23 protein-coding genes are annotated in these 23,809 nt (G+C 58.7%); 11 read left to right on the top strand and 12 right to left on the bottom strand.

All coding sequences use genetic code 11. The features are described 5' to 3' along the window. Positions 1-11: 11 nt before the first annotated feature. Positions 12-209, bottom strand: coding sequence for a hypothetical protein (locus ACMGG9_RS08850; RefSeq protein WP_139276940.1), 198 nt, complete (start codon positions 207-209; stop codon positions 12-14). A gap of 136 nt (positions 210-345) precedes the next feature. On the opposite strand from ACMGG9_RS08850, the gene ACMGG9_RS08845 reads away from it, so the two are divergent. Together ACMGG9_RS08845 and mfd are read left to right on the top strand one after the other, a co-directional pair. Next, on the top strand, positions 346-951 hold the full coding sequence (locus tag ACMGG9_RS08845) for a serine O-acetyltransferase (protein ID WP_025302502.1): 606 nt from the start codon (positions 346-348) through the stop codon (positions 949-951). Positions 952-1,143: 192 nt separating this feature from the next. Further along, positions 1,144-4,617, top strand: a complete 3,474-nt coding sequence (gene mfd / locus ACMGG9_RS08840) for a transcription-repair coupling factor (RefSeq protein WP_414162082.1) — start codon at positions 1,144-1,146, stop codon at positions 4,615-4,617. 32 nt (positions 4,618-4,649) lie between these two features. Here the strand turns inward: mfd and ACMGG9_RS08835 are convergent, their stop codons facing one another. Then, positions 4,650-5,750: a GGDEF domain-containing protein gene (locus ACMGG9_RS08835; RefSeq protein WP_117189103.1), complete on the bottom strand. Its 1,101-nt coding sequence runs from the start codon at positions 5,748-5,750 to the stop codon at positions 4,650-4,652. Positions 5,751-5,950: 200 nt separating this feature from the next. Between ACMGG9_RS08835 and ACMGG9_RS08830 the strand changes: the two genes are divergently transcribed. Both ACMGG9_RS08830 and dauA read left to right on the top strand, forming a co-directional pair. Further along, a complete protein-coding gene (locus ACMGG9_RS08830; protein ID WP_213587049.1) occupies positions 5,951-6,436 on the top strand; it encodes a heme-degrading domain-containing protein in 486 nt (161 codons plus the stop codon). Between the two features lie 232 nt (positions 6,437-6,668). Then, positions 6,669-8,357 (top strand): C4-dicarboxylic acid transporter DauA, encoded by a 1,689-nt coding sequence (gene dauA, locus ACMGG9_RS08825; protein ID WP_197771396.1) that lies wholly within the window; start codon positions 6,669-6,671, stop codon positions 8,355-8,357. Positions 8,358-8,403: 46 nt separating this feature from the next. Here the strand turns inward: dauA and kdsA are convergent, their stop codons facing one another. The 6 genes from kdsA to hemA are packed head-to-tail and all read right to left on the bottom strand — an operon-like array spanning position 8,404 to position 13,778. Next, on the bottom strand, positions 8,404-9,258 hold the full coding sequence (gene kdsA, locus ACMGG9_RS08820; protein ID WP_004941087.1) for a 3-deoxy-8-phosphooctulonate synthase: 855 nt from the start codon (positions 9,256-9,258) through the stop codon (positions 8,404-8,406). Between the two features lie 58 nt (positions 9,259-9,316). Further along, positions 9,317-10,126, bottom strand: a complete 810-nt coding sequence (gene sirB1, locus ACMGG9_RS08815; protein ID WP_033642759.1) for an invasion regulator SirB1 — start codon at positions 10,124-10,126, stop codon at positions 9,317-9,319. After that, positions 10,123-10,521: a SirB2 family protein gene (locus ACMGG9_RS08810; RefSeq protein ID WP_033642758.1), complete on the bottom strand. Its 399-nt coding sequence runs from the start codon at positions 10,519-10,521 to the stop codon at positions 10,123-10,125. The genes sirB1 and ACMGG9_RS08810 overlap by 4 nt, the downstream gene beginning before the upstream one ends. A gap of 44 nt (positions 10,522-10,565) precedes the next feature. After that, entirely contained in the window at positions 10,566-11,399 is an 834-nt protein-coding gene (gene prmC, locus ACMGG9_RS08805; protein ID WP_033642757.1) for a peptide chain release factor N(5)-glutamine methyltransferase, read from the bottom strand. Beyond that, positions 11,399-12,484 carry a peptide chain release factor 1 gene (gene prfA, locus ACMGG9_RS08800; protein ID WP_033652048.1) on the bottom strand — a complete coding sequence of 362 codons (1,086 nt, stop codon included), beginning with the start codon at positions 12,482-12,484 and terminating at the stop codon, positions 11,399-11,401. The genes prmC and prfA overlap by 1 nt, the downstream gene beginning before the upstream one ends. A 31-nt stretch (positions 12,485-12,515) precedes the next feature. Further along, entirely contained in the window at positions 12,516-13,778 is a 1,263-nt protein-coding gene (gene hemA, locus ACMGG9_RS08795; RefSeq protein WP_019454778.1) for a glutamyl-tRNA reductase, read from the bottom strand. A 468-nt stretch (positions 13,779-14,246) separates the two neighbouring features. On the opposite strand from hemA, the gene lolB reads away from it, so the two are divergent. The 3 genes from lolB to prs all read left to right on the top strand — a co-directional run bounded on the left by lolB (position 14,247) and on the right by prs (position 16,855). Continuing rightward, positions 14,247-14,870 carry a lipoprotein insertase outer membrane protein LolB gene (lolB, locus tag ACMGG9_RS08790; RefSeq protein WP_025302493.1) on the top strand — a complete coding sequence of 208 codons (624 nt, stop codon included), beginning with the start codon at positions 14,247-14,249 and terminating at the stop codon, positions 14,868-14,870. Beyond that, positions 14,867-15,733 carry a 4-(cytidine 5'-diphospho)-2-C-methyl-D-erythritol kinase gene (ispE, locus tag ACMGG9_RS08785; RefSeq protein WP_089191567.1) on the top strand — a complete coding sequence of 289 codons (867 nt, stop codon included), beginning with the start codon at positions 14,867-14,869 and terminating at the stop codon, positions 15,731-15,733. Before lolB ends, ispE begins: the two co-directional genes overlap by 4 nt. A 174-nt stretch (positions 15,734-15,907) precedes the next feature. Next, positions 15,908-16,855 (top strand): ribose-phosphate diphosphokinase, encoded by a 948-nt coding sequence (gene prs / locus ACMGG9_RS08780; RefSeq protein ID WP_004941061.1) that lies wholly within the window; start codon positions 15,908-15,910, stop codon positions 16,853-16,855. Positions 16,856-17,040: 185 nt separating this feature from the next. On the opposite strand, the gene ychH is transcribed toward prs, so the two are convergent. Further along, complete coding sequence (gene ychH, locus ACMGG9_RS08775; protein WP_108680531.1) at positions 17,041-17,319, bottom strand: stress-induced protein YchH; 279 nt, start codon at positions 17,317-17,319, stop codon at positions 17,041-17,043. A gap of 301 nt (positions 17,320-17,620) precedes the next feature. On the opposite strand from ychH, the gene pth reads away from it, so the two are divergent. Both pth and ychF read left to right on the top strand, forming a co-directional pair. Then, positions 17,621-18,211, top strand: a complete 591-nt coding sequence (gene pth, locus ACMGG9_RS08770) for an aminoacyl-tRNA hydrolase (protein WP_033652046.1) — start codon at positions 17,621-17,623, stop codon at positions 18,209-18,211. A 225-nt stretch (positions 18,212-18,436) separates the two neighbouring features. Next, a complete protein-coding gene (gene ychF / locus ACMGG9_RS08765; protein ID WP_025302489.1) occupies positions 18,437-19,528 on the top strand; it encodes a redox-regulated ATPase YchF in 1,092 nt (363 codons plus the stop codon). A 131-nt stretch (positions 19,529-19,659) separates the two neighbouring features. Here the strand turns inward: ychF and ACMGG9_RS08760 are convergent, their stop codons facing one another. Next, positions 19,660-20,604 carry an amidohydrolase family protein gene (locus ACMGG9_RS08760; protein WP_342173911.1) on the bottom strand — a complete coding sequence of 315 codons (945 nt, stop codon included), beginning with the start codon at positions 20,602-20,604 and terminating at the stop codon, positions 19,660-19,662. 181 nt (positions 20,605-20,785) lie between these two features. On the opposite strand from ACMGG9_RS08760, the gene ACMGG9_RS08755 reads away from it, so the two are divergent. Further along, positions 20,786-21,667 (top strand): LysR family transcriptional regulator, encoded by an 882-nt coding sequence (locus ACMGG9_RS08755; RefSeq protein ID WP_147880718.1) that lies wholly within the window; start codon positions 20,786-20,788, stop codon positions 21,665-21,667. 111 nt (positions 21,668-21,778) lie between these two features. Here the strand turns inward: ACMGG9_RS08755 and ACMGG9_RS08750 are convergent, their stop codons facing one another. Continuing rightward, positions 21,779-22,204 carry a tautomerase family protein gene (locus tag ACMGG9_RS08750; RefSeq protein ID WP_147880719.1) on the bottom strand — a complete coding sequence of 142 codons (426 nt, stop codon included), beginning with the start codon at positions 22,202-22,204 and terminating at the stop codon, positions 21,779-21,781. 166 nt (positions 22,205-22,370) lie between these two features. Between ACMGG9_RS08750 and ACMGG9_RS08745 the strand changes: the two genes are divergently transcribed. Further along, positions 22,371-22,871 (top strand): winged helix-turn-helix transcriptional regulator, encoded by a 501-nt coding sequence (locus ACMGG9_RS08745; protein ID WP_069100075.1) that lies wholly within the window; start codon positions 22,371-22,373, stop codon positions 22,869-22,871. A gap of 1 nt (position 22,872) precedes the next feature. Here the strand turns inward: ACMGG9_RS08745 and ACMGG9_RS08740 are convergent, their stop codons facing one another. Continuing rightward, the gene (locus ACMGG9_RS08740) at positions 22,873-23,556 is read right to left on the bottom strand and encodes a helix-turn-helix transcriptional regulator (RefSeq protein ID WP_414162081.1); all 684 of its coding nucleotides are present in this window, start codon (positions 23,554-23,556) and stop codon (positions 22,873-22,875) included. Between the last annotated feature and the right edge of the window lie 253 nt (positions 23,557-23,809).

Raw genomic sequence — 23,809 nt, 5'->3', positions numbered from 1 at the left:
AATAAAGATTTTTACGATTCTTGCATCGATGTGCATGTGGCATTTCCATCGCGGATAACCCCTTGTTTACCCTTGACTGTTTTGGTGAGTCGCCGAAAATGTTTTTGCCGGTCCGCCTCAGTTTCTTCTGAAAATGACAGTGTCGCCTGCGAAATCGCATTTGCCCCTGTCGCTCGCAGGGCACCCGCCGCGCCCTCGTTTTCCATCATTATTGGCACATGCCGTTATCCGACGGGTTTCAGTCTGGGACTCCCGCACAGGATCGCCAGCGATTTCGGCCTATGTTACTATCTGCCAACATTGACGAAGTTGATGATAGTTATCGGTTAAACCCAAGGGCAATCAATGAGAACGGAAACAAAATATAAAATTTATGCCGACTTCTTTCGCGCCAGCAGAAAGTCCGGCGTCGCAAGACTAATCAAGTCCCTTTTCCAACAGAACTACATCGGCTTTAACTATATTTTCACGCTGAGGCTGCACAGTGATTTTCATTCCAGGAAACGCAATATCGTTGAGAGAATTTGCTTCCGCCTGCTGGTAAAGAATCTGAAGCGCCTGCAAATAAAATATGGCATCGAAATTCCCCATCAGGCCAGCATCGGTGAAGGTCTGGTTATCCCGCATTTCGGTGGCATCGTCATCCATCCCAACGTCAAAATTGGTAAAAATTGTACCATCCTGCAAGGGGTGACCATCGGCAACAACCTCTTCAAAAGCCGGGACGACGTTGCCACTATCGGCGATAACGTCACCATTGCCGCCGGAGCAAAAATCGTTGGCCCGGTCACCATCGGTGACAATGTGACGATTGGCGCCAACTCCGTAGTCACCAGCGATATCGAGCCCAACTGCATCGTGGCAGGCATACCGGCTAAAATCATTTCGCGCAAAGCGTCGATTGTCCTGAATACGGATTACCTATCGTTTGACGAATATCAGAAGCGCTAATCTTGCACTGTTTCCGCCCCTCGCGACGCCTGTTTGGCGTCGCGCTTGCATGCAATGCCAACCCAATAACTTGCGAGACAGGGCACTTTTATCGGTGTCAGTTTGCCGGCCGCTGGGCTACTATAAACAGCATAAAGGCGCTGGGTTATCCGTGCCGGGACGCCATCCAACACATTGATTAAAGATACCTGAATGAGCACTTCCGATAGCCGTAACCGTTCCTCATCCCCCCGTTATTCTCTGCCCGATCGCGCGGGCGATCTGCGCCAGCTGGGGCAACTGACCGGCGCGGCCTGCGCCGTGGAATGCGCCGAGATCGTCGAGCGTCACCCTGGCCCGGTGATGCTGATCGCGCCGGACATGCAAAACGCCCTGCGGCTGCGCGACGAGATCCAACAGTTCACCGATCAGATGGTGACCACCCTGTCCGACTGGGAAACCCTGCCGTACGACAGCTTCTCGCCGCACCAGGAAATCATCTCCGACCGTTTGTCGAGCCTGTATCACCTGCCGACCATGGCGCGCGGCGTGATCATTCTGCCGGTCAATACCCTGATGCAACGCGTCTGCCCGCACGAATTCCTGCACGGCCATGCGCTGGTGATGAAAAAAGGCCAGCGCCTGTCGCGCGACAAACTGCGCGCGCAGCTGGAACAAGCCGGCTACCGCAGCGTCGATCAGGTAATGGAGCACGGCGAATTCGCCACCCGCGGCGCGCTGCTCGACCTGTATCCAATGGGCAGCGATGAGCCTTACCGCATCGACTTCTTCGATGACGAGATAGACAGCCTGCGCATCTTCGACGTCGACACCCAGCGCACGCTGAGCGAAGTCGAGGCCATTAATCTGTTGCCGGCCCACGAGTTCCCTACCGACAAAAACGCCATCGAGCTGTTCCGCAGCCAGTGGCGCGAGCAGTTTGAGGTGCGTCGCGACGCCGAGCACATCTATCAGCAGGTCAGCAAAAGCGCCTGGCCCGCCGGCATCGAATACTGGCAGCCGCTGTTCTTCAGCCAGCCGCTGCCGTCGCTGTTCAGCTACCTGCCGGCCAATACGCTGATCGTCAACACCGGCGATCTGGAGGGCGCCGCCGAGCGCTTCTGGCAGGACGTCAACCAGCGTTTCGAAAGCCGCCGCGTCGATCCGATGCGCCCGCTGCTGGCGCCGGATACGCTGTGGCTGCGCGTTGACGCGCTGTTCGGCGAGCTGAAAGCCTGGCCGCGCATCGCGCTGAAAACCGATGAGCTGCCGGCCAAAGCGGGCAATACCAATCTGGATTACCATGCCCTGCCCGATCTGGCGGTGCAGGCGCAGCATAAATCCCCGCTGGATAATCTGCGCCGCTTTATTGAAAGTTTTGACGGCAGCGTGATCTTCTCCGTCGAGAGCGAGGGGCGGCGTGAAACGCTGCAGGATCTGCTCGGCCGCATCAAGCTGGCGCCTGCCTTGATCCAACGACTCGATCAGGCGGAAACCGCGGGCCGTTACATGATGGTCGGCGCCGCCGAACACGGCTTCCTCGACGGCCTGCGCCGGCGGGCGCTGATCTGCGAAAGCGATCTGCTCGGCGAGCGCGTCAGCCGTCGCCGGCAGGACAACCGGCGCACCATCAACACCGATACCCTTATCCGCAACCTGGCGGAGCTGCATCCCGGCCAGCCGGTGGTGCATCTGGAGCACGGCGTCGGCCGCTACGTCGGTCTGACCACGCTGGAGGCCGGCGGCATCAAGGCCGAATACCTGATCCTCTCCTACGCCGGTGAGGACAAGCTGTACGTGCCGGTTTCTTCGCTGCATCTGATCAGCCGCTACGCCGGCGGCGCGGACGAAAACGCTCCGCTGCACAAACTGGGCGGCGACGCCTGGACGCGCGCGCGGCAGAAAGCCGCCGAGCGGGTGCGCGACGTGGCGGCCGAGCTGCTGGATATTTACGCCCAGCGCGCCGCCAAGGCCGGTTTCGCCTTCAAACACAACCGCGAGCAGTACCAGCTGTTCTGCCAGAGCTTCCCGTTCGAAACCACGCCGGATCAGGAACAGGCGATCAACGCGGTGCTGAGCGACATGTGCCAGCCGCTGGCGATGGACCGCCTGGTGTGCGGCGACGTCGGCTTCGGCAAAACCGAAGTGGCGATGCGCGCCGCCTTCCTGGCGGTGGAAAACGGCAAGCAGGTGGCGGTGCTGGTGCCGACGACGCTGCTGGCGCAGCAGCACTTCGACAACTTCCGCGATCGCTTCGCCACCTGGCCGATCCGCATCGAGATGACGTCGCGCTTCCGCAGCGCCAAAGAGCAGCAACAGGTACTGGACGACGCGGCCGAAGGCAAAGTGGACATCATCATCGGCACCCACAAACTGCTGCAGAGCGATCTGCGCTGGAAGGATTTGGGGCTACTGATCGTCGATGAAGAGCACCGCTTTGGCGTGCGCCACAAGGAGCGCATCAAGGCGATGCGCGCCGACGTCGATATCCTGACGCTGACCGCCACGCCGATCCCGCGGACGCTGAACATGGCGATGAGCGGCATGCGCGATCTGTCTATCATTGCCACCCCACCAGCGCGCCGCTTGGCGGTGAAGACCTTCGTGCGCGAATACGACAGCCTGGTGGTGCGCGAGGCGATCCTGCGCGAAGTGCTGCGCGGCGGCCAGGTTTACTACCTTTACAACGACGTGGAAAACATCGAGAAAGCGGCGCAGCGTCTGGCTGAGCTGGTGCCGGAAGCGCGCATCGCCATCGGCCACGGCCAGATGCGCGAACGCGATCTGGAACGGGTGATGAACGATTTCCACCACCAGCGCTTCAACGTGCTGGTGTGCACCACCATCATCGAAACCGGCATCGATATCCCCAGCGCCAACACCATCATCATCGAGCGGGCCGATCGCTTCGGCCTGGCGCAGCTGCATCAATTGCGCGGCCGCGTCGGGCGTTCGCACCACCAGGCTTACGCCTATCTGCTGACGCCAAACCCGAAAGCCATGGGCACCGACGCCCATAAACGGCTCGAGGCCATCGCCTCGCTGGAAGACCTCGGCGCCGGTTTTGCGCTGGCGACCCACGATCTGGAGATCCGCGGCGCCGGTGAGCTGCTGGGCGAAGACCAGAGCGGCCAGATGACCACCGTCGGCTTCTCGCTCTACATGGAGCTGCTGGAAAGCGCCGTCGACGCGTTGAAAAACGGCCGCGAACCGTCGCTGGAAGATCTCACCAACAGCCAGACCGAGGTGGAGCTGCGCATGCCGGCGCTGCTGCCGGAAGATTTCATTCCCGACGTCAATACCCGCCTGTCGCTGTATAAGCGCATCGCCAGCGCGAAGAACGACGGTGAGTTGGATGAGCTGAAGGTCGAGCTGATCGACCGCTTCGGTCAACTGCCGGACGCGGCGCGTAACCTGTTGCAGTGCGCAGCGCTGCGGCTGCATGCGCAGAAGCTGGGGATCAAACGCATCGAGAGCAACGAGCGCGGCGGCTTTATCGAGTTCGGCGACAATAACCGCGTCGACCCGGGTTATCTGATCGGCCTGTTGCAGGGCAATCCGCAGGTTTACCGCCTGGATGGCCCGAGCAAGCTGAAGTTCACGCTCGATCTGGCCGATCGCCAGAAACGCCTGACGTTCACCGAAGAGCTGCTGAACGCGTTCCGCGAACACACGCTGGCGGCCTGAGCCAACGCCCCCGCCGTGGCGACGGGGGCGGCTTACTCGCGCGGGAATCCGGCGCCCAACGGCGCCAGCTGCATCACGCGGCTGGTCACCACCCGGTTTTTGCCGCTGCGCTTCGCCTCATACAAGGCCTCGTCGGTCATGGCGATCGCCTTGTCCAGCATCATGCCAGGCAGATACAGCGACACGCCGATGGACATTGTGATGTGCGCTTCGTCGTGCGCATTCAGCAAGAACGTCGAGCTTTCCACCGCGCTGCGAATGCGCTCGGCTACCCCGCCGATCACCTGCGGATCGTAGCTGGCGGTGATCACCATAAACTCTTCGCCGCCGTAGCGCCCGACGAAGTCCTCATTGCGCACGCTGTTTTGCAACAGCCGCCCCACGCTCGCCAGCAGCACGTCGCCGGCCGGGTGACCGTAAGTGTCGTTGATGTTTTTGAAGTTATCCAAATCGAGGATCATCAGCCCGCACGGGCGACGTTCGGCGCGCTGCAGCATCAGGTGATAATCGACGCTGGCGCGGTTGTTGATGTGGGTCACGCTGTCGGTCGTGGCGCGCGCGCGCATCGCGAAATAGGCGTAGATGTGGCGCTCTTTGAAATTCAGCGCATGATAGCAAATCGCCAGACAGAGCGCCGAAGCCGCCTGGTACAGCAACACATCCGGCCACAGCCCGCTCAGGTCCACCAACAGCCACACCACAACGATACGATACAACGCGATGACGCCGATCGTCAGGTAAAACACCCGATGGGATTTCTTCAGCCACACCCGCGACAGCAGCAGCGGCGCGACGATCGAGGCGATGAACAGGTTATCGACGGTGAAGCCGCCGGTCAGTGCCATAGCGAACAGAAAGCTTACCAGCCCGCTGACGCCGCCGCCGAAGAACGTCACCAAAATCATCGGGATCATCGCGAAGCTGTAGTGAACCTTATCGGTCAGCTCCAGGCGGTCCTGGCTTAAGTACAGCACCGCCACGCCTGCCAGCAGGCCGAAAACGATGCGCTTCCACCGTGCGGATTGATAAGAAAAAGGGGCATTCTTGCTGAGCAGGAAATAGCTTATCGACAGCGTGGCGTAGGTGATGCAGGCGTCGCTGTAAAGGGTAGAAATGGACGCAATGTAAGTCATAAATAGTCAGCGCGCTCCTCGGTGTCGCCAGGGGGTAATATGCAGACGTTGAATAACGCATCCCTGTCGTCTCCGCTTCGGCGGCGGCCATTTTACACGGTCTATTAATAGAGTAGCAGTTCTATCTTATCGCTAAGCCGTCTATCTCATGGCGAACGCTTCAGGCTACTCTGTGCTTTGGGTTATCTGGGGAGAACCGCATGAATATCGACGATGAACTGCACGCACTCAGCGAACAGGAAGCGACGCTGGCGTTTGCGCATTTTGACGCCGCGACCGCCTGGGAACTGGGTGCGGCGCTGAAAACCGCCGCCGAGCGGCGCGGCCTGAGCATCGCCATCGAGATCCAGCTGGCCGGGCAAACGCTGTTTTATTACGCCATGCCGGGCGCCACGCCGGATATCGCCGACTGGGTGCGGCGCAAGCGCAACCTGGTGAACCATTTTCACAAAAGCTCTTACGCTATCGGCCTGCGCCTGCAGCAGCGCCAAACGTCGCTGGAGGAGCGTTACGGGCTGAGCATACGCGACTATTCGGTGCACGGCGGCGCCTTTCCGCTCACCCTGGCCGGCCTCGGCTGCGTCGGCAGCATCAGCATTTCCGGCGCGCCGCAGAAAGAAGATCATCAGCTGCTGGTGAGCACTTTAGCCCATTTTCTCGGCTTATCCCTGCCCACCCCGCATTAACCGTCAAAATCTTGATTGTTCACTTCCTTTTCAGCCGCAGATTCTGCGGCTGACTTACTCATCAGCGGCATTTAGCGCCGGATAAAATGGCGACTCTCTGATTTCCTGCGCCAAATTGATACAGGTCTGGTAATCCGCTGAGCAAAAGGCGTATGGTATCTGTCACGTGACAAGACGGACCTCATCGGGCCCGCCATTCCTTTCACTTTTGAAGATTTGGTACGCACCGTAGATGAAAACCCATGAAATAAACAAAATTCGCCCCTTCAGCGCGCTGATAGACGCCTGCTGGCGGGAACCTTATAGCCTGGCGCGGTTGCTGAAAGACGCCATCGCCGGGGTGACGGTCGGCATTATCGCCATTCCGCTGGCGATGGCGCTGGCGATCGCCAGCGGCGTGCCGCCGCAGTACGGCCTGTATACCGCCGCCATCGCCGGCATCGTCATCGCCGTCAGCGGCGGTTCGCGCTACAGCGTCTCCGGCCCCACCGCCGCCTTCGTGGTGATCCTCTATCCGGTCTCGCAGCAGTTCGGCCTGGCCGGCCTGCTGGTCGCTACGCTGATCTCCGGGGTATTTCTGCTGCTGATGGGGCTGGCGCGCTTTGGCCGGCTGATCGAGTACATTCCGCTGCCGGTGACGCTCGGTTTTACCTCCGGTATCGCCATCACCATCGCCACCATGCAGATTAAGGACTTTTTCGGTCTGCAGCTGGCGCACACGCCGGAAAACTACGTCGGCAAGCTGTACGCCCTGCTGCAGGCGCTGCCGACGTTGGATCTCGGCGATACCCTGATCGGCGCGGTGACGCTCTTGATCCTGATCTTCTGGCCCAAACTCGGCCTGCGCGTGCCCGGCCACCTGCCGGCGCTGCTGGCGGGCACTGCGCTGATGGGGCTGCTGACGCTGTTTGACCACCCGGTGGCGACCATCGGCTCCCGTTTCAGCTACCTGCTGGCCGACGGCAGCAGCGGCCAGGGCATCCCGCCTATCTTGCCGCAGCTGCTGCTGCCCTGGGATCTGCCGGGCGGCGGCGGGCAGCCGTTCAGCCTCAGCTGGCAAACCGTCTCCGCCCTGCTGCCGGCGGCGTTTTCGATGGCGATGCTCGGGGCGATCGAATCGCTGCTGTGTGCGGTGGTGCTCGACGGCATGACCGGCAAGAAGCATAACTCGAACAGCGAACTGATCGGCCAGGGCGCGGGCAACATCATCGCGCCGTTCTTCGGCGGCATCACCGCGACCGCCGCGATTGCCCGTTCGGCCGCCAACGTGCGCGCCGGCGCCACCTCGCCGGTATCCGCCATCATCCACGCGCTGCTGGTGCTGCTGGCGCTGCTGGTCCTGGCGCCGTGGCTCTCTTATCTGCCGCTGGCGGCGATGGCGGCGCTGCTGTTGATGGTCGCCTGGAACATGAGTGAGGCCCACAAGGTGGTTTACCTGCTGCGCCGGGCGCCGAAGGACGATATTTTGGTGCTGCTGCTGTGCATGTCGCTGACGGTGCTGTTCGACATGGTGATCGCCATTACCGTGGGCATCGTGCTGGCGTCGCTGCTGTTTATGCGCCGTATCGCCCGCATGACGCGGCTGAGCGAACTGAGCGCCGACGATGGCCGCCTGGTGCTGCGAGTGAACGGCCCGCTGTTCTTCGCCGCCGCCGAGCGCATCTTTACCGAACTGTTGGCGCGCAGCGAGGGCTATCGGACGATCGTGCTGCAATGGGATGCGGTGCCGGTGCTCGACGCCGGCGGCCTGAGCGCCCTGCGTCGCTTTATCGACGTGCTGCCGGCGGATAAAAAGCTGGTGATCACCGACGTGCCGTTCCAGCCGCTGAAAACCCTGGCGCGCGCGCGGGTGCAGCCGATCGAGGGCCGGCTGCAGTTCTACCCGACGCTGCCGGAAGCGCTGGCGAACACCGGCGCCTAAACGTAAAAAAGCCCGACGAGTCGGGCTTTTTTTTGGCGATGAGCGCTTAGTTGCTGGTATCCAGCTCCGGGAAGCTCTTCACCAGGTCGTCGATGGCTTTCATCTGCGCCAGGAACGGCTCCAGCTTGTCCAGCGGCAGCGCGGACGGGCCGTCGCACTTGGCGTTGTTCGGATCCGGGTGCGCTTCGAGGAACAGCCCTGCCAGGCCAACCGCCATGCCGGCGCGCGCCAGCTCGGCCACCTGAGCGCGACGGCCGCCGGACGCGGCGCCGAACGGATCGCGGGTCTGCAGCGCGTGGGTCACGTCGAAGATCACCGGATGGCCGCCGGTCACGTTCTTCATCACGTTGATGCCCAGCATGTCGACCACCAGGTTGTCATAACCAAAGTTGCTGCCGCGATCGCACAGGATCACCTGGTCGTTGCCGCCTTCTTTGAATTTGTCGACGATGTTGCCCATCTGCCCCGGGCTGACGAACTGTGGCTTCTTGACGTTGATTACCGCGCCGGTTTTCGCCATCGCTTCCACCAGATCGGTCTGACGCGCCAGGAAGGCCGGCAGTTGGATCACGTCAACCACTTCGGAAACCGGCTGCGCCTGCGCCGCTTCGTGAACGTCGGTGATGATTTTCACGCCGAAGGTTTTCTTCAGCTCTTCGAAGATCTTCATCCCTTCTTCCAGGCCCGGACCGCGGTACGAGTGGATGGAAGAACGGTTGGCTTTGTCGAAAGAGGCTTTGAAAACGTAAGGAATGCCCAGTTTTTGCGTCACGGTGACGTAGTGCTCGCAGATGCTCATCGCCAGATCGCGCGATTCCAGCACGTTCATACCGCCAAACAGCACAAACGGCAGGTCGTTTGCTACGTCGATGTCGCCAATGCTAACCACTTTCTGTTTCATGCTTTCGCCTTTGTTAAGGTTGTAACCGTCGCCTTGCAAACTGCACGGAGTCATTGAATTAATGCAGCGTCACCTGTTTCGGCTCAATCGAATGGATCTGCACTTTGATCACTTCGCTGACCGGGTCTTCAGGACACTGCTCGACAAAATAGTTGAGATCGGAAATCGCGATATGGTTGCACTCCAGCTGGGCGTAAATCAGCCCGCGATCGCGGATCTCGTACGGATCTTCCGGATCGAAGCACAGCACCGTTTCGCTGGTGCGCAGCGCCATTTCCAGCTGCTTTTCTTCCATCAGGGCGGCCTTCAGCGTATCCAGCATCTTGCGCACCACCATGATGTTCTCGGATTCGTCGAGATCGTCGTCTTCCAGCTCGGCGCCCAGCCCCAGGTTGCCCTTGATCCACACTTCCAGCTGGTGTTCGCTCAGGGTTTCGCCGTTCAGCGGGTTGATCAGCCACAGCTCTTCATCCAGCCAATCGGCGCGCAGGATCAGCTGAGTGGGGAAAATCACCGGCAGCAGCGGCAAATCCAGCGCGTTGGCGATATGCAGGAAGATGGTGCCGAGCGAAACCGGCGTGCCCTGCCGCCCCTCCAGCACCTTATCCAGCCAGATGGCGTCCGACAGGCGATAGACGCCGCTGGCGCCGCCGAATCCCCAGGTTTTGTAGAACAGTTCGATGAGCGCATCCAGTTGCTGCTCCTGTGTGATGTCGGCCGGCACCGCCGCGCGCGCTTCGTCCACCAGCTGTTGCAGCTTGCGCTCCACGTCGGCGGCGGGGAAATCACGCCTTACCGACTGCGACACCAGGATCACCCCTTCGCTCAGCGGCGAGGTGTTAAATTCAAAATCAGCAATGCTACTCATAGGTATCCCATCAGAAACGGTATTTTCGTCGTGGCAAGTTTAATTATCAGATACAGACAGCCCAACGCCAGCACGAACGCCACGGTTCGCAGCCGCTGACTTTTGGTCTTCTTGCCCAATGCGACGTAGCCAAGCAGGATATAGATAATAACGCCAAACAGCTTCTCGGTCAGCCATGAGTCCATACCCAGCAGCGGATAAAACCCGAACGTCACCACCAGCGCGATGCCGCTGACGAACAGCAGCGTGTCGTTCAGGTGCGGCGCTATCTTGACCCAGCGGCGCCCCACGATCGGCGAGCGGCGCCACTGCCAGTAAAAACGCAGCACAAACAAGGTAATACTGATGGCGACCGTCAGCAAATGGAAATGTTTCAACGCGGTGTATGCAGTCATGATGCTCCCTTAGATGGCCCGGGCGTCGTTATTATGAGGGGCGCTTATCCCGGCCATTGGCCGAGCGTCACACGATCGTTGTCGCCGTAATCACGGTGGGTGGCGACAGCGGAAAATCCGGCGGCCTGCAGCAGCGCGCGCACGCTCTCACCCTGCTGCCAGCCATGTTCCAACAGCAGCCAGCCCTGTGGCTGCAGATAGTGCGGCGCCTGGCGCACGATGGCGGCCAGATCGGCCAGCCCGTGCTCAGCGGCCACCAGCGCGCTGCCCGGCTCGAAGCGCACGTCACCCTGCGACAAATGCGGATCGGCGGCGTCGATATAGGGCGGATTGCTGGCGATCAGCGCAAAGCGTTGCCCGGCCACGGGCGCAAACCAGCTGCCCTGTAAAAATCGAACGTTGTCGATCTTCAGCTTGTGCGCATTGTGCTGCGCCAGCGCGACCGCGTCCGGCTGCACATCGACGCCGATTGCCGAACAATCCGGGCGCTCGCTGGCCAGCGCCAGCGCGATGGCGCCGGTGCCGGTGCCGAGATCGAGGAAGTGGCAGGGTTGCGGCGGCAGGCGCGCCAGCGCCAGTTCCACCAGGCATTCGGTATCCGGGCGCGGGATCAGCGTCGCGGGCGAGACCGACAGCGGCAGCGACCAAAACTCGCGCTCGCCCACCAGATAGGCCACCGGCTCACCGCGTTCGCGGCGCGCCAGCAGCGTCTCCAACTGCTGTTGTTGCGGCGGCGTCAGCAGGGTTTCCCCGAACGCCATCAGGAAGGTTCTGGCCTTGCCGGTCACGAAACCCAACAGGATTTCCGCGTCGCGCCGGGCGCTGTCGCTGTGGGTCAGACGCGCGGCGGCGGCTTTCAGCCAGTGTTGATAATCCATCACTCTTGCTCGGCGGACAGCGCAGCCAGCTGATCGGCCTGATACTCCTGCACGATCGGCTGGATCAGCATGTCCAGTTTGCCTTCCATCACTTCGTCCAGGCGGTAAAGCGTCAGGTTGATGCGGTGGTCGGTCACCCGCCCCTGCGGGAAGTTGTAGGTGCGGTTGCGATCGGAACGATCGCCGCTGCCAAGCAGGTTGCGGCGAGTGGACGCCTCGGCCTGCTGGCGCTTGGCCATCTCGGCGGCGCGAATGCGCGCGCCCAGCACCGACATCGCCTTGGCTTTGTTTTTGTGCTGAGAACGTTCGTCCTGGCACTCCACCACGATGCCGGTCGGCAGGTGGGTAATGCGGATCGCCGAGTCGGTGGTGTTAACGTGCTGGCCGCCAGCGCCGGAGGAGCGGAAGGTGTCGATTTTCAGATCGCCCGGGTTGATGTCCGGCAGCTCGGCTTCCGGCACTTCCGGCATCACCGCCACGGTGCAGGCGGAGGTGTGGATGCGCCCCTGGGATTCGGTTTCCGGCACGCGCTGCACGCGGTGGCCGCCGGATTCAAACTTCAGCTGGCCGTACACGCCGTCGCCGGAAACTTTGGCGATCACTTCTTTGAAGCCGCCGTGCTCGCCTTCGTTGGCGCTCATCACCTCGACGCGCCAGCGGCGGCCTTCGGCGTAACGGCTGTACATGCGGAACAGATCGCCGGCGAAGATCGCCGCCTCATCGCCGCCGGTGCCGGCGCGCACTTCGAGGAAGCAGCTGCGCTCATCATCCGGATCTTTCGGCAGCAGCAACACCTGCAGCTGCTGTTCCAGCTCTTCGCTGCTCGCCCGCGCCTGTTTCAGCTCTTCCTGCGCCATCTCGCGCATCTCAGGATCGTCCAGCATCATTTCCGCCGTCTCCAGATCCTCCTGCACCTGACGCCATTCCAGGAAGCAGCGGCTGACGTCGGTCAGCTGCGCGTATTCTCGCGACAGCGCGCGGAACCGGTCTTGATCGGCGATGACGCCGGCATCGCCGAGCAGCGCCTGCACTTCTTCATGGCGCTCTTGTAACGCTTCCAGTTTGGCAACAATAGAAGGCTTCATGCGTGGTAATAAACCCTGTTAATAGAGAAAACTAATGCTGATCCAGCCCGAGGCTGTCGCGTAATAACTGCAACCGCTCCACGTCGCCGTCGCCGGCGGCCTGCTGGAGGGATTTGGTGGGGGCATGAATAAGACGGTTGGTCAGTTTATGGGCCAGCTCGTGAATAACCTGCTCCACGTTGGCGCCCTGCGCGATGGCGGCCAGCGCTTTGGCCTCCATTTCTGCGCGGATCTGGTCGGCCTGCGAACGGTAGTCGCGGATGGTTTCCACCGCGCCCTGCGAACGCAGCCAGGCCATGAAGTTGGTGCTTTCCTGCTGCACGATCGACTCCGCCTGCACCGCCGCCGCTTTGCGCTGCGCCAGGTTGCTTTGAATGATGGCGTGCAGATCGTCCACGCTGTACAGATAGGCGTTGGCCAGTTTGCCGACCTCCGGCTCGATATCGCGCGGTACGGCGATATCCACCAGCAGCATCGGCTGGTTGCGGCGCGCCTTCAGCGCGCGCTCCACCATCCCCTTGCCGATGATCGGCAGCGGGCTGGCGGTGGAACTGATGATGATGTCGGCGTCCGCCAGGCGTTCGTCGATCTCCGGCAGGGTGATCACCTCAGCGCCGACCTCGTCCGCCAGCAGCTGCGCGCGCTCGCGGGTGCGGTTGGCGATGATCATGTGCCGCACTTTGTGTTCGCGCAGGTGGCGCGCCACCAGCTCGATGGTTTCACCGGCGCCCACCAGCAATACGTTGAGATCGGCCAGCGATTCGAAGATCTGCCGCGCCAGCGTACAGGCGGCGAAAGCCACGGAGACGGCGCTGGCGCCGATTTCGGTTTCGGTGCGCACGCGCTTGGCGACGGAGAAGGATTTCTGGAACAGCCGCTCCAGCTCGCCGGACAGCGACTGGCCGCGTTGCGACTCGGCGAAGGCCTTTTTCACCTGGCCGAGGATCTGCGGTTCGCCCAGCACCAGAGAGTCCAACCCGCTGGCCACCCGCATCAGATGGCTGACCGCGTCGTTGCCCTGATGCCAGTACAGGCTTTTCTTCACCTCTTCCGGGCGCAGGTTGTGGTACGCGCACAGCCAGGCGACCAGCTGCTCGTGCATGTGTTCCTGTTGCTCTACGCTGAGGTACAGCTCGGTGCGGTTGCAGGTGGACAACACGACGCCGCCCTGCACCAACGGTTGTTGGAGCAAGCTGGTTAGCGCCTCATCGATGGACTCTGGCGAGAAGGTCACCCTTTCACGCAGAGAAACCGGAGCGGTTTTGTGATTTATACCTAACGCCAGCAGGGTCATTGCTTCGAGTAATACTTATCTTGGTACGGGTTCTCGTTGAACGGCATTCTACTTGATGCGCGGGATCAATAAAAGTAACAACCGCATCTTCCGTTCAATCGCTGTCATAGATGACATCAATTAATGAATAAGCAATAAATACAGCAGGATAAATAGTCATAGGGTAGGTTAATTGCTTAAATTTTAGCGCAGTTTGCGATAACGCGCACGCTATTCGGCGTACGCAGCGGCGGCGTTTGCGCAACTCCGGCACCGCTTATCGGGCGCGCCTCCCCCGCCTTCAGCCGATTGTGTTAATCTTAATGGCGACCCCGACGCGCGCGCCGGGTTGGCATTGCGCCGGCAAAAGCGGCAAGATTCAACGCGATGCAGCAAAAAATTGACGCGTCGCCGCCGCCCCGTTAGCGTGAGCGCTGAATCCGGGTTTCGTCGCGCATGCCCGCAAGGACAAAAGGACAAGAGAAAGTTATGCCAATACGCAAAGTTAGTTTGCTCCGTCTGATCCCGCTGGCCAGCCTGGTGCTGGCCGCCTGTACCACCACCAAGCCGACCGGCCCGGCCACCAGCCCAACCTCACCGCAGTGGCGCGCCCATGAGCAGGCGGTGCAACAGCTCAGCACCTATCAGACCCGCGGCTCCTTCGCCTACTTGTCTGATCAGAAAAAAGTCTACGCCCGCTTCTTCTGGCAGCAGTTCTCGCCGGAGCGCTACCGCCTGCTGCTGACCAACCCGCTGGGCAGTACGGAAATGGATCTCAACGTGCAGAAAAACGTGGTGCAGCTGACCGACAACCAGGGCAAACGCTACGTCAGTGACAACCCGGAAGAGATGATCCGCAAGCTGACCGGCATGGCGATCCCGCTGAACAACCTGCGCCAGTGGATGCTCGGCCTGCCGGGCGAAGCCAGCGATTTTGCGCTGGATGACCAATATCGTCTGAGCAAACTGACCTACCAGCAAGGCGGCCAAACCTGGAAAGTGGATTACCAGGGCTACAGCAACGAGGTGCAGCCGACGCTGCCGAACCGCCTGGAGCTGCAGCAGGGCGACCAGCGCATCAAGCTGAAGATGGATAACTGGACGCTCAAATGATCCGCCAGTGGCCTTCCCCCGCGAAACTCAACCTGTTTCTGTACATCACCGGCCGTCGTGAAGACGGCTATCACCTGCTGCAGACGCTGTTCCAGTTTTTGGACTACGGCGACACCCTGACCATCGACCCACGCCAGGACGACCGCATTCACCTGCTGACGCCGGTTGAGGGCGTGCCGGACGAGCAGAACCTGATCGTGCGCGCCGCCCGCCTGCTGCAAAGCTATTGCGATGAACGCGGCCTGCAGACCGCGCCGCGCGGCGCCGACATCAGCATCGACAAACGCCTGCCGATGGGCGGCGGTTTGGGCGGCGGCTCCTCCAACGCCGCCACCGTGCTGGTGGCGCTGAACGAATTGTGGCGCTGCGGTCTTGGCGACGACCAACTGGCAGAGCTGGGGCTCAGCCTCGGCGCCGACGTGCCGGTGTTCGTGCGCGGCCACGCCGCCTTCGCCGAAGGCATCGGCGAGCGCCTGCAGCCGGCCGAGCCGCAGGAAAAATGGTATCTGGTGGCGCATCCCGGCGTCGGCATCCCGACGCCGGTTATCTTCGGCGACGCCGAATTGAAAAGAAACACCCCGGTTCGCTCCTTAAGTGAGCTGTTGCAGGCGCCGTACGCAAATGATTGCGAACCGATCGCAAGAAAACGTTTTCGCGAGGTTGAACAGCTTCTTTCATGGCTGTTAGAATACGCCCCGTCACGCCTGACTGGCACAGGTGCTTGTGTGTTTGCTGAATTCGACACAGAAATCGCCGCCCGTCAGGTGTTAAATCAAGCCCCGGAGTGGTTGTGTGGTTTTGTAGCGCGCGGCGTTAACGTCTCCCCACTACATCGCATCCGTTCCGGGCGGTTTGAGTCGTAGCTCAACGTTTCGCTGCGCAGGGTCATGCACACCTGGCCCTGTTATCCCTGCGCTGCCTGCGGTCTCAATTTTAGTTTTACATACCCGTATGTATATTGCGCCGGCGTCGCCGACTGCCCCTTGGCGATGTCGCATGACAATATCTTCTCTGGACGCAAGCCTGAGGTTCTTCTCGTGCCTGATATGAAGCTTTTTGCTGGTAACGCCACCCCGGAACTAGCACAACGTATTGCCAACCGTTTGTACACCAGCCTTGGTGACGCCGCTGTAGGTCGTTTTAGCGACGGCGAAGTGAGCGTGCAAATCAACGAAAATGTACGCGGCGGTGATATTTTCATCATCCAGTCCACCTGTGCCCCGACCAACGACAACCTGATGGAACTGGTTGTGATGGTCGACGCCCTGCGTCGCGCCTCCGCAGGTCGTATTACCGCCGTTATCCCTTACTTCGGCTATGCCCGCCAGGATCGCCGCGTGCGTTCCGCGCGTGTGCCAATCACCGCCAAGGTTGTCGCCGATTTCCTCTCCAGCGTAGGGGTTGACCGCGTTCTGACGGTGGATCTGCATGCTGAGCAGATTCAAGGCTTCTTCGACGTACCGGTAGACAACGTGTTCGGCAGCCCGATCCTGCTGGAAGACATGCTGCAGCAAAATCTGGAAAACCCGATCGTGGTTTCTCCGGATATCGGCGGCGTGGTGCGTGCCCGCGCTATCGCCAAACTGCTGAACGACACCGACATGGCCATCATCGACAAACGTCGCCCGCGCGCGAACGTTTCTCAGGTGATGCACATCATCGGTGACGTGGCAGGCCGCGACTGCGTGCTGGTCGACGACATGATCGACACCGGCGGCACCTTGTGTAAAGCGGCTGAAGCGTTGAAAGAACGCGGTGCCAAGCGCGTATTCGCCTACGCGACGCACCCGATCTTCTCCGGCAACGCCGTGGACAACATCAAGAACTCGGTGATTGATGAAGTGATCGTCTGCGACACCATTCCGCTGTCGCCGGAAATCAAGGCACTGAAAAACGTTCGCACTCTGACCCTGTCCGGCATGCTGGCTGAAGCCATCCGCCGCATCAGCAACGAAGAGTCGATCTCTGCGATGTTCGAGCATTGATTCGTCGTCTTTCCGGTGCGGCGCCCACCGTGCCGGAAAGATAGCGAGCCCGACAGCAGAAAAAGAAAAACCCGTTGGTGCGCGAGCAACAACGGGTTTTCTACTTGTAGTCCGACATGACCTCAAACCTTAATGCACGGCAGATGTTCCCTTGCCCTGCTCTTGCTTCCCTTCTGCTTTTTTAATCAATGCGACGAACGATGTTGATCGTTGCGGCACCGTTTATCAAAGTGTTTTACCCACCAGTAGCGATCCGCTACCTGCTCGCGGCCGCCGATACGCGCGCCCACCAGCCACAACAGCGCGCCGACGAAGATGCTCATGATGGCGCCGTGGGCGAAAAATTGCGGTAAATTGAACTGCGATACTTCAGCAAGAATGGAGTATCCGACGCCGCCGATCATCACGACCAGGCCCAGCCCCATAAAAAAGTTGCCCACTCTGTCCGCGTTTCTACGTTTCATATGCCACCTCCATGATTGCCATGTGCCAACCGGGATAACGCTGCAACTTGTTAACCCACTTTGATAAGTTAAGTATAGCCCTTGCTGCGGCAAGGGGATTGCGGAGGCGATCACAAATGGTAAAGAATTATTGACACTTCTTAACACACGGCTGAAAATTAGCGGACAAATTGAATTATTCAGCTAATGAATCATTCGTCTTTGTTACCTGCGACGACGGCGGAGATCGGATTTTGTCATTCGCCGCCCCGACAGGTAGACTAACTCCCTTTCCATTACCCTGATCATAGCGAATCACTCAGTGAGCAGTATTAAATTGATAGTCGGCCTGGCTAACCCGGGCGCGGAATACGCCCAGACGCGCCACAACGCCGGCGCCTGGTACGTCGATCTGCTGGCCCAGCGCCACAATCAGCAGCTGAAAGAAGAGAGCAAGTTCTTCGGTTATACCGCCCGTTTGAACCTGGCGGGCAACGACGTGCGCCTGCTGGTGCCGACCACCTTCATGAACCTGAGCGGCAAAGCGGTGCTGGCGATGGCCAACTTCTACCGCATCGAACCAAGCGAGATCCTGGTGGCGCACGACGAGCTGGATCTGCCGCCCGGCGTAGCCAAAATCAAGCTCGGCGGCGGCAACGGCGGCCACAACGGCCTGAAAGACATCCAAAACAAGTTCGGCAACAACCCGAACTTCTATCGCCTGCGCATCGGCATCGGCCATCCGGGCGACAAGAACAAGGTGGTAGGCTTCGTGCTCGGCAAGCCGCCGGCCGGCGAGCAGAAGATGATCGACGAAGCGATCGACGAATCGCTGCGCTGCACCGAGATGCTGATGAAGGACGGGCTGGAAAAAACCGTTCAGCGCCTGCACAGCTTCAAGGCGCAAGCCTGAACCTTGCCGCAGCGGGCGCCCTGCCCGCTGCCGGCTTTTAGCCACGCGGGTGGAAGGTCTCCTCGCTCACGCGGCGTCTCCCCCTGTTGCTGCGGATCGCCCCCGCCAAACAAGTCTGATCGAGATAAACGCCCATTACGTGTATAATGGCGGCATTATTTTGCCCTTTATGCAGTCGGTTAAATCTAACCGGCTGATAGTTAAGATATTTAAGGTGATTACAACATGGGATTCAAATGCGGTATCGTCGGCCTGCCTAACGTAGGCAAATCCACCCTGTTCAACGCGTTGACCAAAGCGGGCATTGAAGCAGCCAACTTCCCGTTCTGCACCATTGAACCGAACACCGGTGTGGTGCCGATGCCCGATCCGCGTCTGGATAAGCTGGCCGAGATCGTCAAGCCGCAGCGCATTCTGCCGACCACCATGGAATTCGTCGACATCGCCGGCCTGGTGAAAGGCGCGTCCAAAGGTGAAGGACTGGGCAACCAGTTCCTGACCAACATCCGCGAAACCGAAGCCATCGGCCACGTAGTGCGCTGCTTCGAAAACGACAACATCATCCACGTCAACAACAAGGTCGATCCGGCCGAAGACATCGACGTGATCAACACCGAGCTGGCGCTGTCCGACCTGGACACCTGCGAGCGCGCCATCCACCGCGTGCAGAAGAAAGCCAAAGGCGGCGACAAAGACGCTAAAGCCGAGCTGGCGGCGCTGGAGAAATGCCTGCCGCACCTGGAAAACGCCGGCATGCTGCGCGCACTGGATCTGACCGATGAAGACAAGGCGGCGATCAAATACCTGAGCTTCCTGACGCTGAAGCCGACCATGTACATCGCCAACGTCAACGAAGACGGCTTCGAGAACAACCCGTACCTGGACACCGTGCGTAAAATCGCCGACGCCGAAGGCTCCGTGGTGGTTGCCGTGTGCGCCGCCGTGGAATCCGACATCGCCGAGCTGGAAGATGAAGAGCGCGACGAGTTCATGGCCGAACTGGGCCTGGAAGAGCCGGGCCTGAACCGCGTGATCCGCGCCGGTTATGAACTGCTGAACCTGCAAACCTACTTCACCGCCGGCGTGAAAGAAGTGCGCGCCTGGACCATCCCGGTAGGTGCCACCGCCCCGCAGGCGGCCGGCAAGATCCACACCGACTTCGAGAAAGGCTTTATCCGCGCCCAAACCATCTCCTATGACGACTTCATCACCTACAAAGGTGAGCAAGGCGCCAAAGAAGCCGGCAAAATGCGCTCCGAAGGTAAAGACTACATCGTCAAAGACGGCGACGTAATGAACTTCTTGTTCAACGTCTAAGCCTCTCTCCGCAGCGCTTTTCTGCGCTGCCGGAAACGGAAAAATCCACGCTTCAGCGTGGATTTTTTGTTTTCGAAAGGGAATGAGTCGGCGCTAAAAGCAATGCGACATCTCCCTCCCCAGCAGAACCTTTATTTATTTAACCGAGGGAAAAGCGCCAGACCGTTATTCCGGTTGAAGCGTGCTTTCTGCACATCCGTCAGATTTGTCTCAGCATCGAGAATATGATTAAACTTAGCGGCGACGGACTCCGGCGCATAAGGATAATCGCTGCCGAACAGAATATTATTCTGATTCGCAAACGTCAGCAGGCTGGAAAATGCATTCGGGCCGGAAGACAATGCGGTATCAAAATAAAAACGCTTAAATTTATCGTTCAACTCCTGAACTGACGGCCCATTTGGATTAAGTGATTCCGCCAACAATGTAAAGCGCAGAATGGCATAAGGCAGGAATCCGCCGGCATGCGAAAGAATAATTCTCACGTTGGGATAATTGTCCATAACGCCATTCAATACCATATGGACGGCATTGCGCGCCGTATCAAACGGGTAATCAACCAAGGGACCCGGAACGCCATCCAGCAAATCCATGATGGGATGACCAGGGTGAATGAAAACAACGGCAGAGCGTTGATTTAGCGCGGCCCAAAGCGGAGCCCACTTTTTATCCCCTAAATAAACCCCTTCATAGTTGGTTAATAATACGACACCATCGGCTTTCAGCACATCTAATGCATACTCCACTTCCAGCACCGCCCCCTCAACGTCCGGCAACGGTACGGTCGCGAAGTTACCAAACCGCGTAGGGTATTTCGCCACCAGATCCGCCGTATACTCATTGACTTTTCTGGCCATATCGCGGCGCGCCTGGCCTTCCCAGCCAACCACGCTCGGCGCGGTTAACGACAGGACGCTGGTCGCTATTTGCTGTTTGTCCATATAGCGCAGATGGTCGTCCGCCGTCCATTTGGGCAGAGACCAACCGGATGGATCGCCGCCGTGGCTGGGCAGCGCGCTGCCCCAAAAAGGCGGGACCAGGTGAGTATGAACATCGATTCTGGCTAATGAATTCATTTAACGCCTCCACTATGCATATATTCGGTCTTTGAAACAGATAGCAACACGCTGAGTGTTGTTGACTAACCCGCATTCCAGAAATAATCTACACTTTAACGTGAGTTCTATTAGAGGGTATTTTCATGGTCGCTATATATCCAATTCATTTTTTTGAACGACTGATGCAGGAATCTAATCCATGAATTTTCGCCATATCCAGGCATTTCTGGCTCTCGTTGAAGAAAAACATTTCGGCAAGGCGGCTAAGCGAATTCATGTTACACAGTCGGCTTTCAGCATGCAGATAAAAGCGCTGGAAGAAGAAATTGGTGCGCCACTTTTTATTCGCACCAATCGCAATGTCGAACTAACCGAAGTAGGAGAGATATTTTTAAAAAATGCACCGGATATTTATGAAAAAATAAAAAGCGCGCTTGACGAAACCAAAGCAGCAGCGAAAGGTGAGAATGGCAATGTGCGCATCGGATTTGTCGGCAATGCCGTCGCGGCGGGATTAGTCACCGCCGATATTCATCGATTTAAAGCAGAGCATCCCGGCGTTAACTTCCGCGCCAAAGAGATGTCTTACTGGAAACAAATCGATGAGATCGTCAACGGAAATATCGACGTCAGCTACTGCCCCAATCTGGATCTCAAAATCCCACCGGGGCTCGGCCTTATACCCATTAAAAAGTTTGACTGGGTCGTCGTGATTCAGGAAGACTCCGATCTGGCGAAAAAAGAGACCTTGAAAAAAGAAGACCTCTCGGGACGAGACTTTATCATCTACTCGGAAAACAGCGGAGACGATGGTCAGCTTCGTATCCTGAAAGCCATTCTTGAAGAAGACGTCCAGGTTTCCTATCGGCTGGACAGCACACTAAGCGTGCTCGCCATGGTGGCTTCTGGCCTGGGCATCGCTATCGTTCCTTCTACACTATCCTCAATCAAGCTGCCTAACATTACCTACAGAGCGATCCCCGGTGTCGATAACGTGACTGAGTTTTTTTTCATCTATCGTGAGAATGAAAAATCCGCCATCGTTAATGCCTTCATATCAGATGTAAAAAGTAATCTATGACTTTCGTCGATTTCTCCTCCCCCCACGCTTAATCTCGCCCCCTCTTTGAACGCGAAGATAAAAGCCGACACTCATCGCTGCCTTTAAGCATTGGGCATTCCGAAGACGCCGCTATCCCTCCCACGCCGAAGGCCGGTTCTCCTTGCGCCACCTCTCCCCCGCCGCCGTCCCCGGCAACGGGGGTTTCAATCCGTCTATCGTCCACAGCGAGAATGGCGTTTCGTCGACGTGCAATTCCCAGCGCAGCCCGCGGGCGGCGATGTAGGGGTGCAGGATGCGGGTGCAGGCCGCCAGGAATTGCTGCTGCTCTGCGTCGTTGTCCATGGCGCGCGCGATATGGTCGATGGTCACCCGCACGAAATCATCGGCCGGTTCGCCGCCGAGATAGGCCGAACCTGGCGGCAGCGCGTGGAAGAACACGTTGACGTAAAAGCGCGGCAAAAAGTCCTGGTACAGGGCGGTGACCTTCTGCGCAATCGCGCGTTTATCGGCGGCGCTGAAGGCCGGCTCAGGGTGGTAAATCTGCCACAGTGGCATAACGTTTTCTCCTCGGTGAAGGCGCGGGTTTCCGGCCGGCGCTCAGGCCATCAGCCGCTGTTAATGATAAACTCCAATAATAAGAGTAATAACTCCAATTATTGAAGTTATCAAGCCGAGGCGATAACATTCTCGGCAATCAGGCGGCAAGCGGAGGTAAAGCAACGTGAAAGCAAAAGGGTTTGAAGGCATGACGTGCTCGGTGGCGCACGTGCTGTCGGCATTGGGCGATCGCTGGGGCGCTATTCTCATGCGCGATCTGCTGCTGGGGCTCTCGCGCTATGACGATCTGCGCCACTCGACCGGCATCACCAACAATACGCTGGCCGACCGGCTCAAGGCCCTGGAAAGCCACGGCCTTATCGAAAAGCGGCAATACCAAACGCGCCCCGCTCGTTATGAGTATCTGCCGACGGAGAAAGGAAAAGATCTCGGACTGCTGGTGATGGCGATGATTCAGATTGGCGACAAATGGAATCTGTCCGAGCTGGCCGGGCCGCCGCTGCGCGTGGTTGACCGCGTAACCGGCCACCCTGCCACCCTGCGCGCGGTGGATGCCGTGACCGGCGAATCGCTGCCGGCGCAAAACCTGGCGCTGGCGGCCGGGCCGGGCGCCGACGAAATGACGCAATGGCGGCTGGCCGTCGGCCAAGCCCGTTCGTTGTGATCTACAGCAGCGCAATCATCTTCAGCAATTCCACCCGATTGCGGATGCCGAACTTCTTGCCGGCATTGTTGAGGTGCGAATAAACGGTTTTCGGGTGCAAATTCAGCCGCCGCGCGGTCAGGCGGATATCTTCCGTACGGGCCGTTTCACACAGCACCGCCACCTCACCGGGCGTGATCGCCGCCGCCCGATGCCTGTTCAGCGCGCGCCGTTCGCTCGCCTTTTCCCGGCGGCTCAGCGCCGCGCAGGTCTCCCGCACCACCTGTAGCGCTTCCCGTTTGTGCAAAATCGCATCCGGCTGCGCCGCCGCGATAAACGCCAGGATCAGCGGCGAAGTCTTATCGACGAAGAACAGTATCCGGACGCCTTCATATTCAGCACGTGAGGCGTGAATAAATCGCAAATACGCTTCGAACCGATAAATTTCATGGGGAAAATCCATGATAATTAAATCAGGCGCAGGGCTTATATTTTTAATAATATTAATATTGGGCGAGGATAAGGTTATCACTCCTTCTCCCAATAATGTTTTCATCCCCAAACGGCACAGCGGCGAACCGTCGATATAAATCACTCTCACTTTAATTCTCCTTATCAGCGTAAAAGTATGCTTCCACACCTCAGGCGGCTTGTCGCTGCTCTTTTTTGGGGTAATTCGCCTGCAAAGCACACCGATATAAAACATCTTGATAACATGTTTTTCAAATAATCACGCAACAGCCAGCGCTTTGATTAATACGCAAAAAAGGCATGAATGTTTCAGATTATTTCATTCGCAAAAACTGACAATTCAATAAAAATGCAACGCAATGATATAGATCTATTTTCTATTTTGTATGATATAAGCAAAAATGAAAGCAAATGTAACAACAGGAGCCATCGCCTTATTGCCTTATTCAAAATATCTATAGGGAAAATTCTTAGTTTGTTAGGATGAA

The sequence above is a fragment of the Serratia sp. BNK-10 genome, assembly GCF_047456065.1.
GTDB lineage: Bacteria > Pseudomonadota > Gammaproteobacteria > Enterobacterales > Enterobacteriaceae > Serratia > Serratia ureilytica.
The sequence above is the reverse complement of the archived record's forward strand: the minus strand, read 5'-3'. Positions and strand labels throughout refer to the sequence as shown.

What these genes read in the sequence shown, in the direction of transcription:
- ACMGG9_RS08850 (WP_139276940.1), bottom strand. Translation starts at nt 209, where the DNA reads ATGATGGAAAACGAGGGCGCGGCGGGTGCCCTGCGAGCGACAGGGGCA.
- ACMGG9_RS08845 (WP_025302502.1), top strand. Translation starts at nt 346, where the DNA reads ATGAGAACGGAAACAAAATATAAAATTTATGCCGACTTCTTTCGCGCC.
- mfd (WP_414162082.1), top strand. Translation starts at nt 1,144, where the DNA reads ATGAGCACTTCCGATAGCCGTAACCGTTCCTCATCCCCCCGTTATTCT.
- ACMGG9_RS08835 (WP_117189103.1), bottom strand. Translation starts at nt 5,750, where the DNA reads ATGACTTACATTGCGTCCATTTCTACCCTTTACAGCGACGCCTGCATC.
- ACMGG9_RS08830 (WP_213587049.1), top strand. Translation starts at nt 5,951, where the DNA reads ATGAATATCGACGATGAACTGCACGCACTCAGCGAACAGGAAGCGACG.
- dauA (WP_197771396.1), top strand. Translation starts at nt 6,669, where the DNA reads ATGAAAACCCATGAAATAAACAAAATTCGCCCCTTCAGCGCGCTGATA.
- kdsA (WP_004941087.1), bottom strand. Translation starts at nt 9,258, where the DNA reads ATGAAACAGAAAGTGGTTAGCATTGGCGACATCGACGTAGCAAACGAC.
- sirB1 (WP_033642759.1), bottom strand. Translation starts at nt 10,126, where the DNA reads ATGAGTAGCATTGCTGATTTTGAATTTAACACCTCGCCGCTGAGCGAA.
- ACMGG9_RS08810 (WP_033642758.1), bottom strand. Translation starts at nt 10,521, where the DNA reads ATGACTGCATACACCGCGTTGAAACATTTCCATTTGCTGACGGTCGCC.
- prmC (WP_033642757.1), bottom strand. Translation starts at nt 11,399, where the DNA reads ATGGATTATCAACACTGGCTGAAAGCCGCCGCCGCGCGTCTGACCCAC.
- prfA (WP_033652048.1), bottom strand. Translation starts at nt 12,484, where the DNA reads ATGAAGCCTTCTATTGTTGCCAAACTGGAAGCGTTACAAGAGCGCCAT.
- hemA (WP_019454778.1), bottom strand. Translation starts at nt 13,778, where the DNA reads ATGACCCTGCTGGCGTTAGGTATAAATCACAAAACCGCTCCGGTTTCT.
- lolB (WP_025302493.1), top strand. Translation starts at nt 14,247, where the DNA reads ATGCCAATACGCAAAGTTAGTTTGCTCCGTCTGATCCCGCTGGCCAGC.
- ispE (WP_089191567.1), top strand. Translation starts at nt 14,867, where the DNA reads ATGATCCGCCAGTGGCCTTCCCCCGCGAAACTCAACCTGTTTCTGTAC.
- ychH (WP_108680531.1), bottom strand. Translation starts at nt 17,319, where the DNA reads ATGAAACGTAGAAACGCGGACAGAGTGGGCAACTTTTTTATGGGGCTG.
- ychF (WP_025302489.1), top strand. Translation starts at nt 18,437, where the DNA reads ATGGGATTCAAATGCGGTATCGTCGGCCTGCCTAACGTAGGCAAATCC.
- ACMGG9_RS08760 (WP_342173911.1), bottom strand. Translation starts at nt 20,604, where the DNA reads ATGAATTCATTAGCCAGAATCGATGTTCATACTCACCTGGTCCCGCCT.
- ACMGG9_RS08755 (WP_147880718.1), top strand. Translation starts at nt 20,786, where the DNA reads ATGAATTTTCGCCATATCCAGGCATTTCTGGCTCTCGTTGAAGAAAAA.
- ACMGG9_RS08750 (WP_147880719.1), bottom strand. Translation starts at nt 22,204, where the DNA reads ATGCCACTGTGGCAGATTTACCACCCTGAGCCGGCCTTCAGCGCCGCC.
- ACMGG9_RS08740 (WP_414162081.1), bottom strand. Translation starts at nt 23,556, where the DNA reads ATGTTTTATATCGGTGTGCTTTGCAGGCGAATTACCCCAAAAAAGAGC.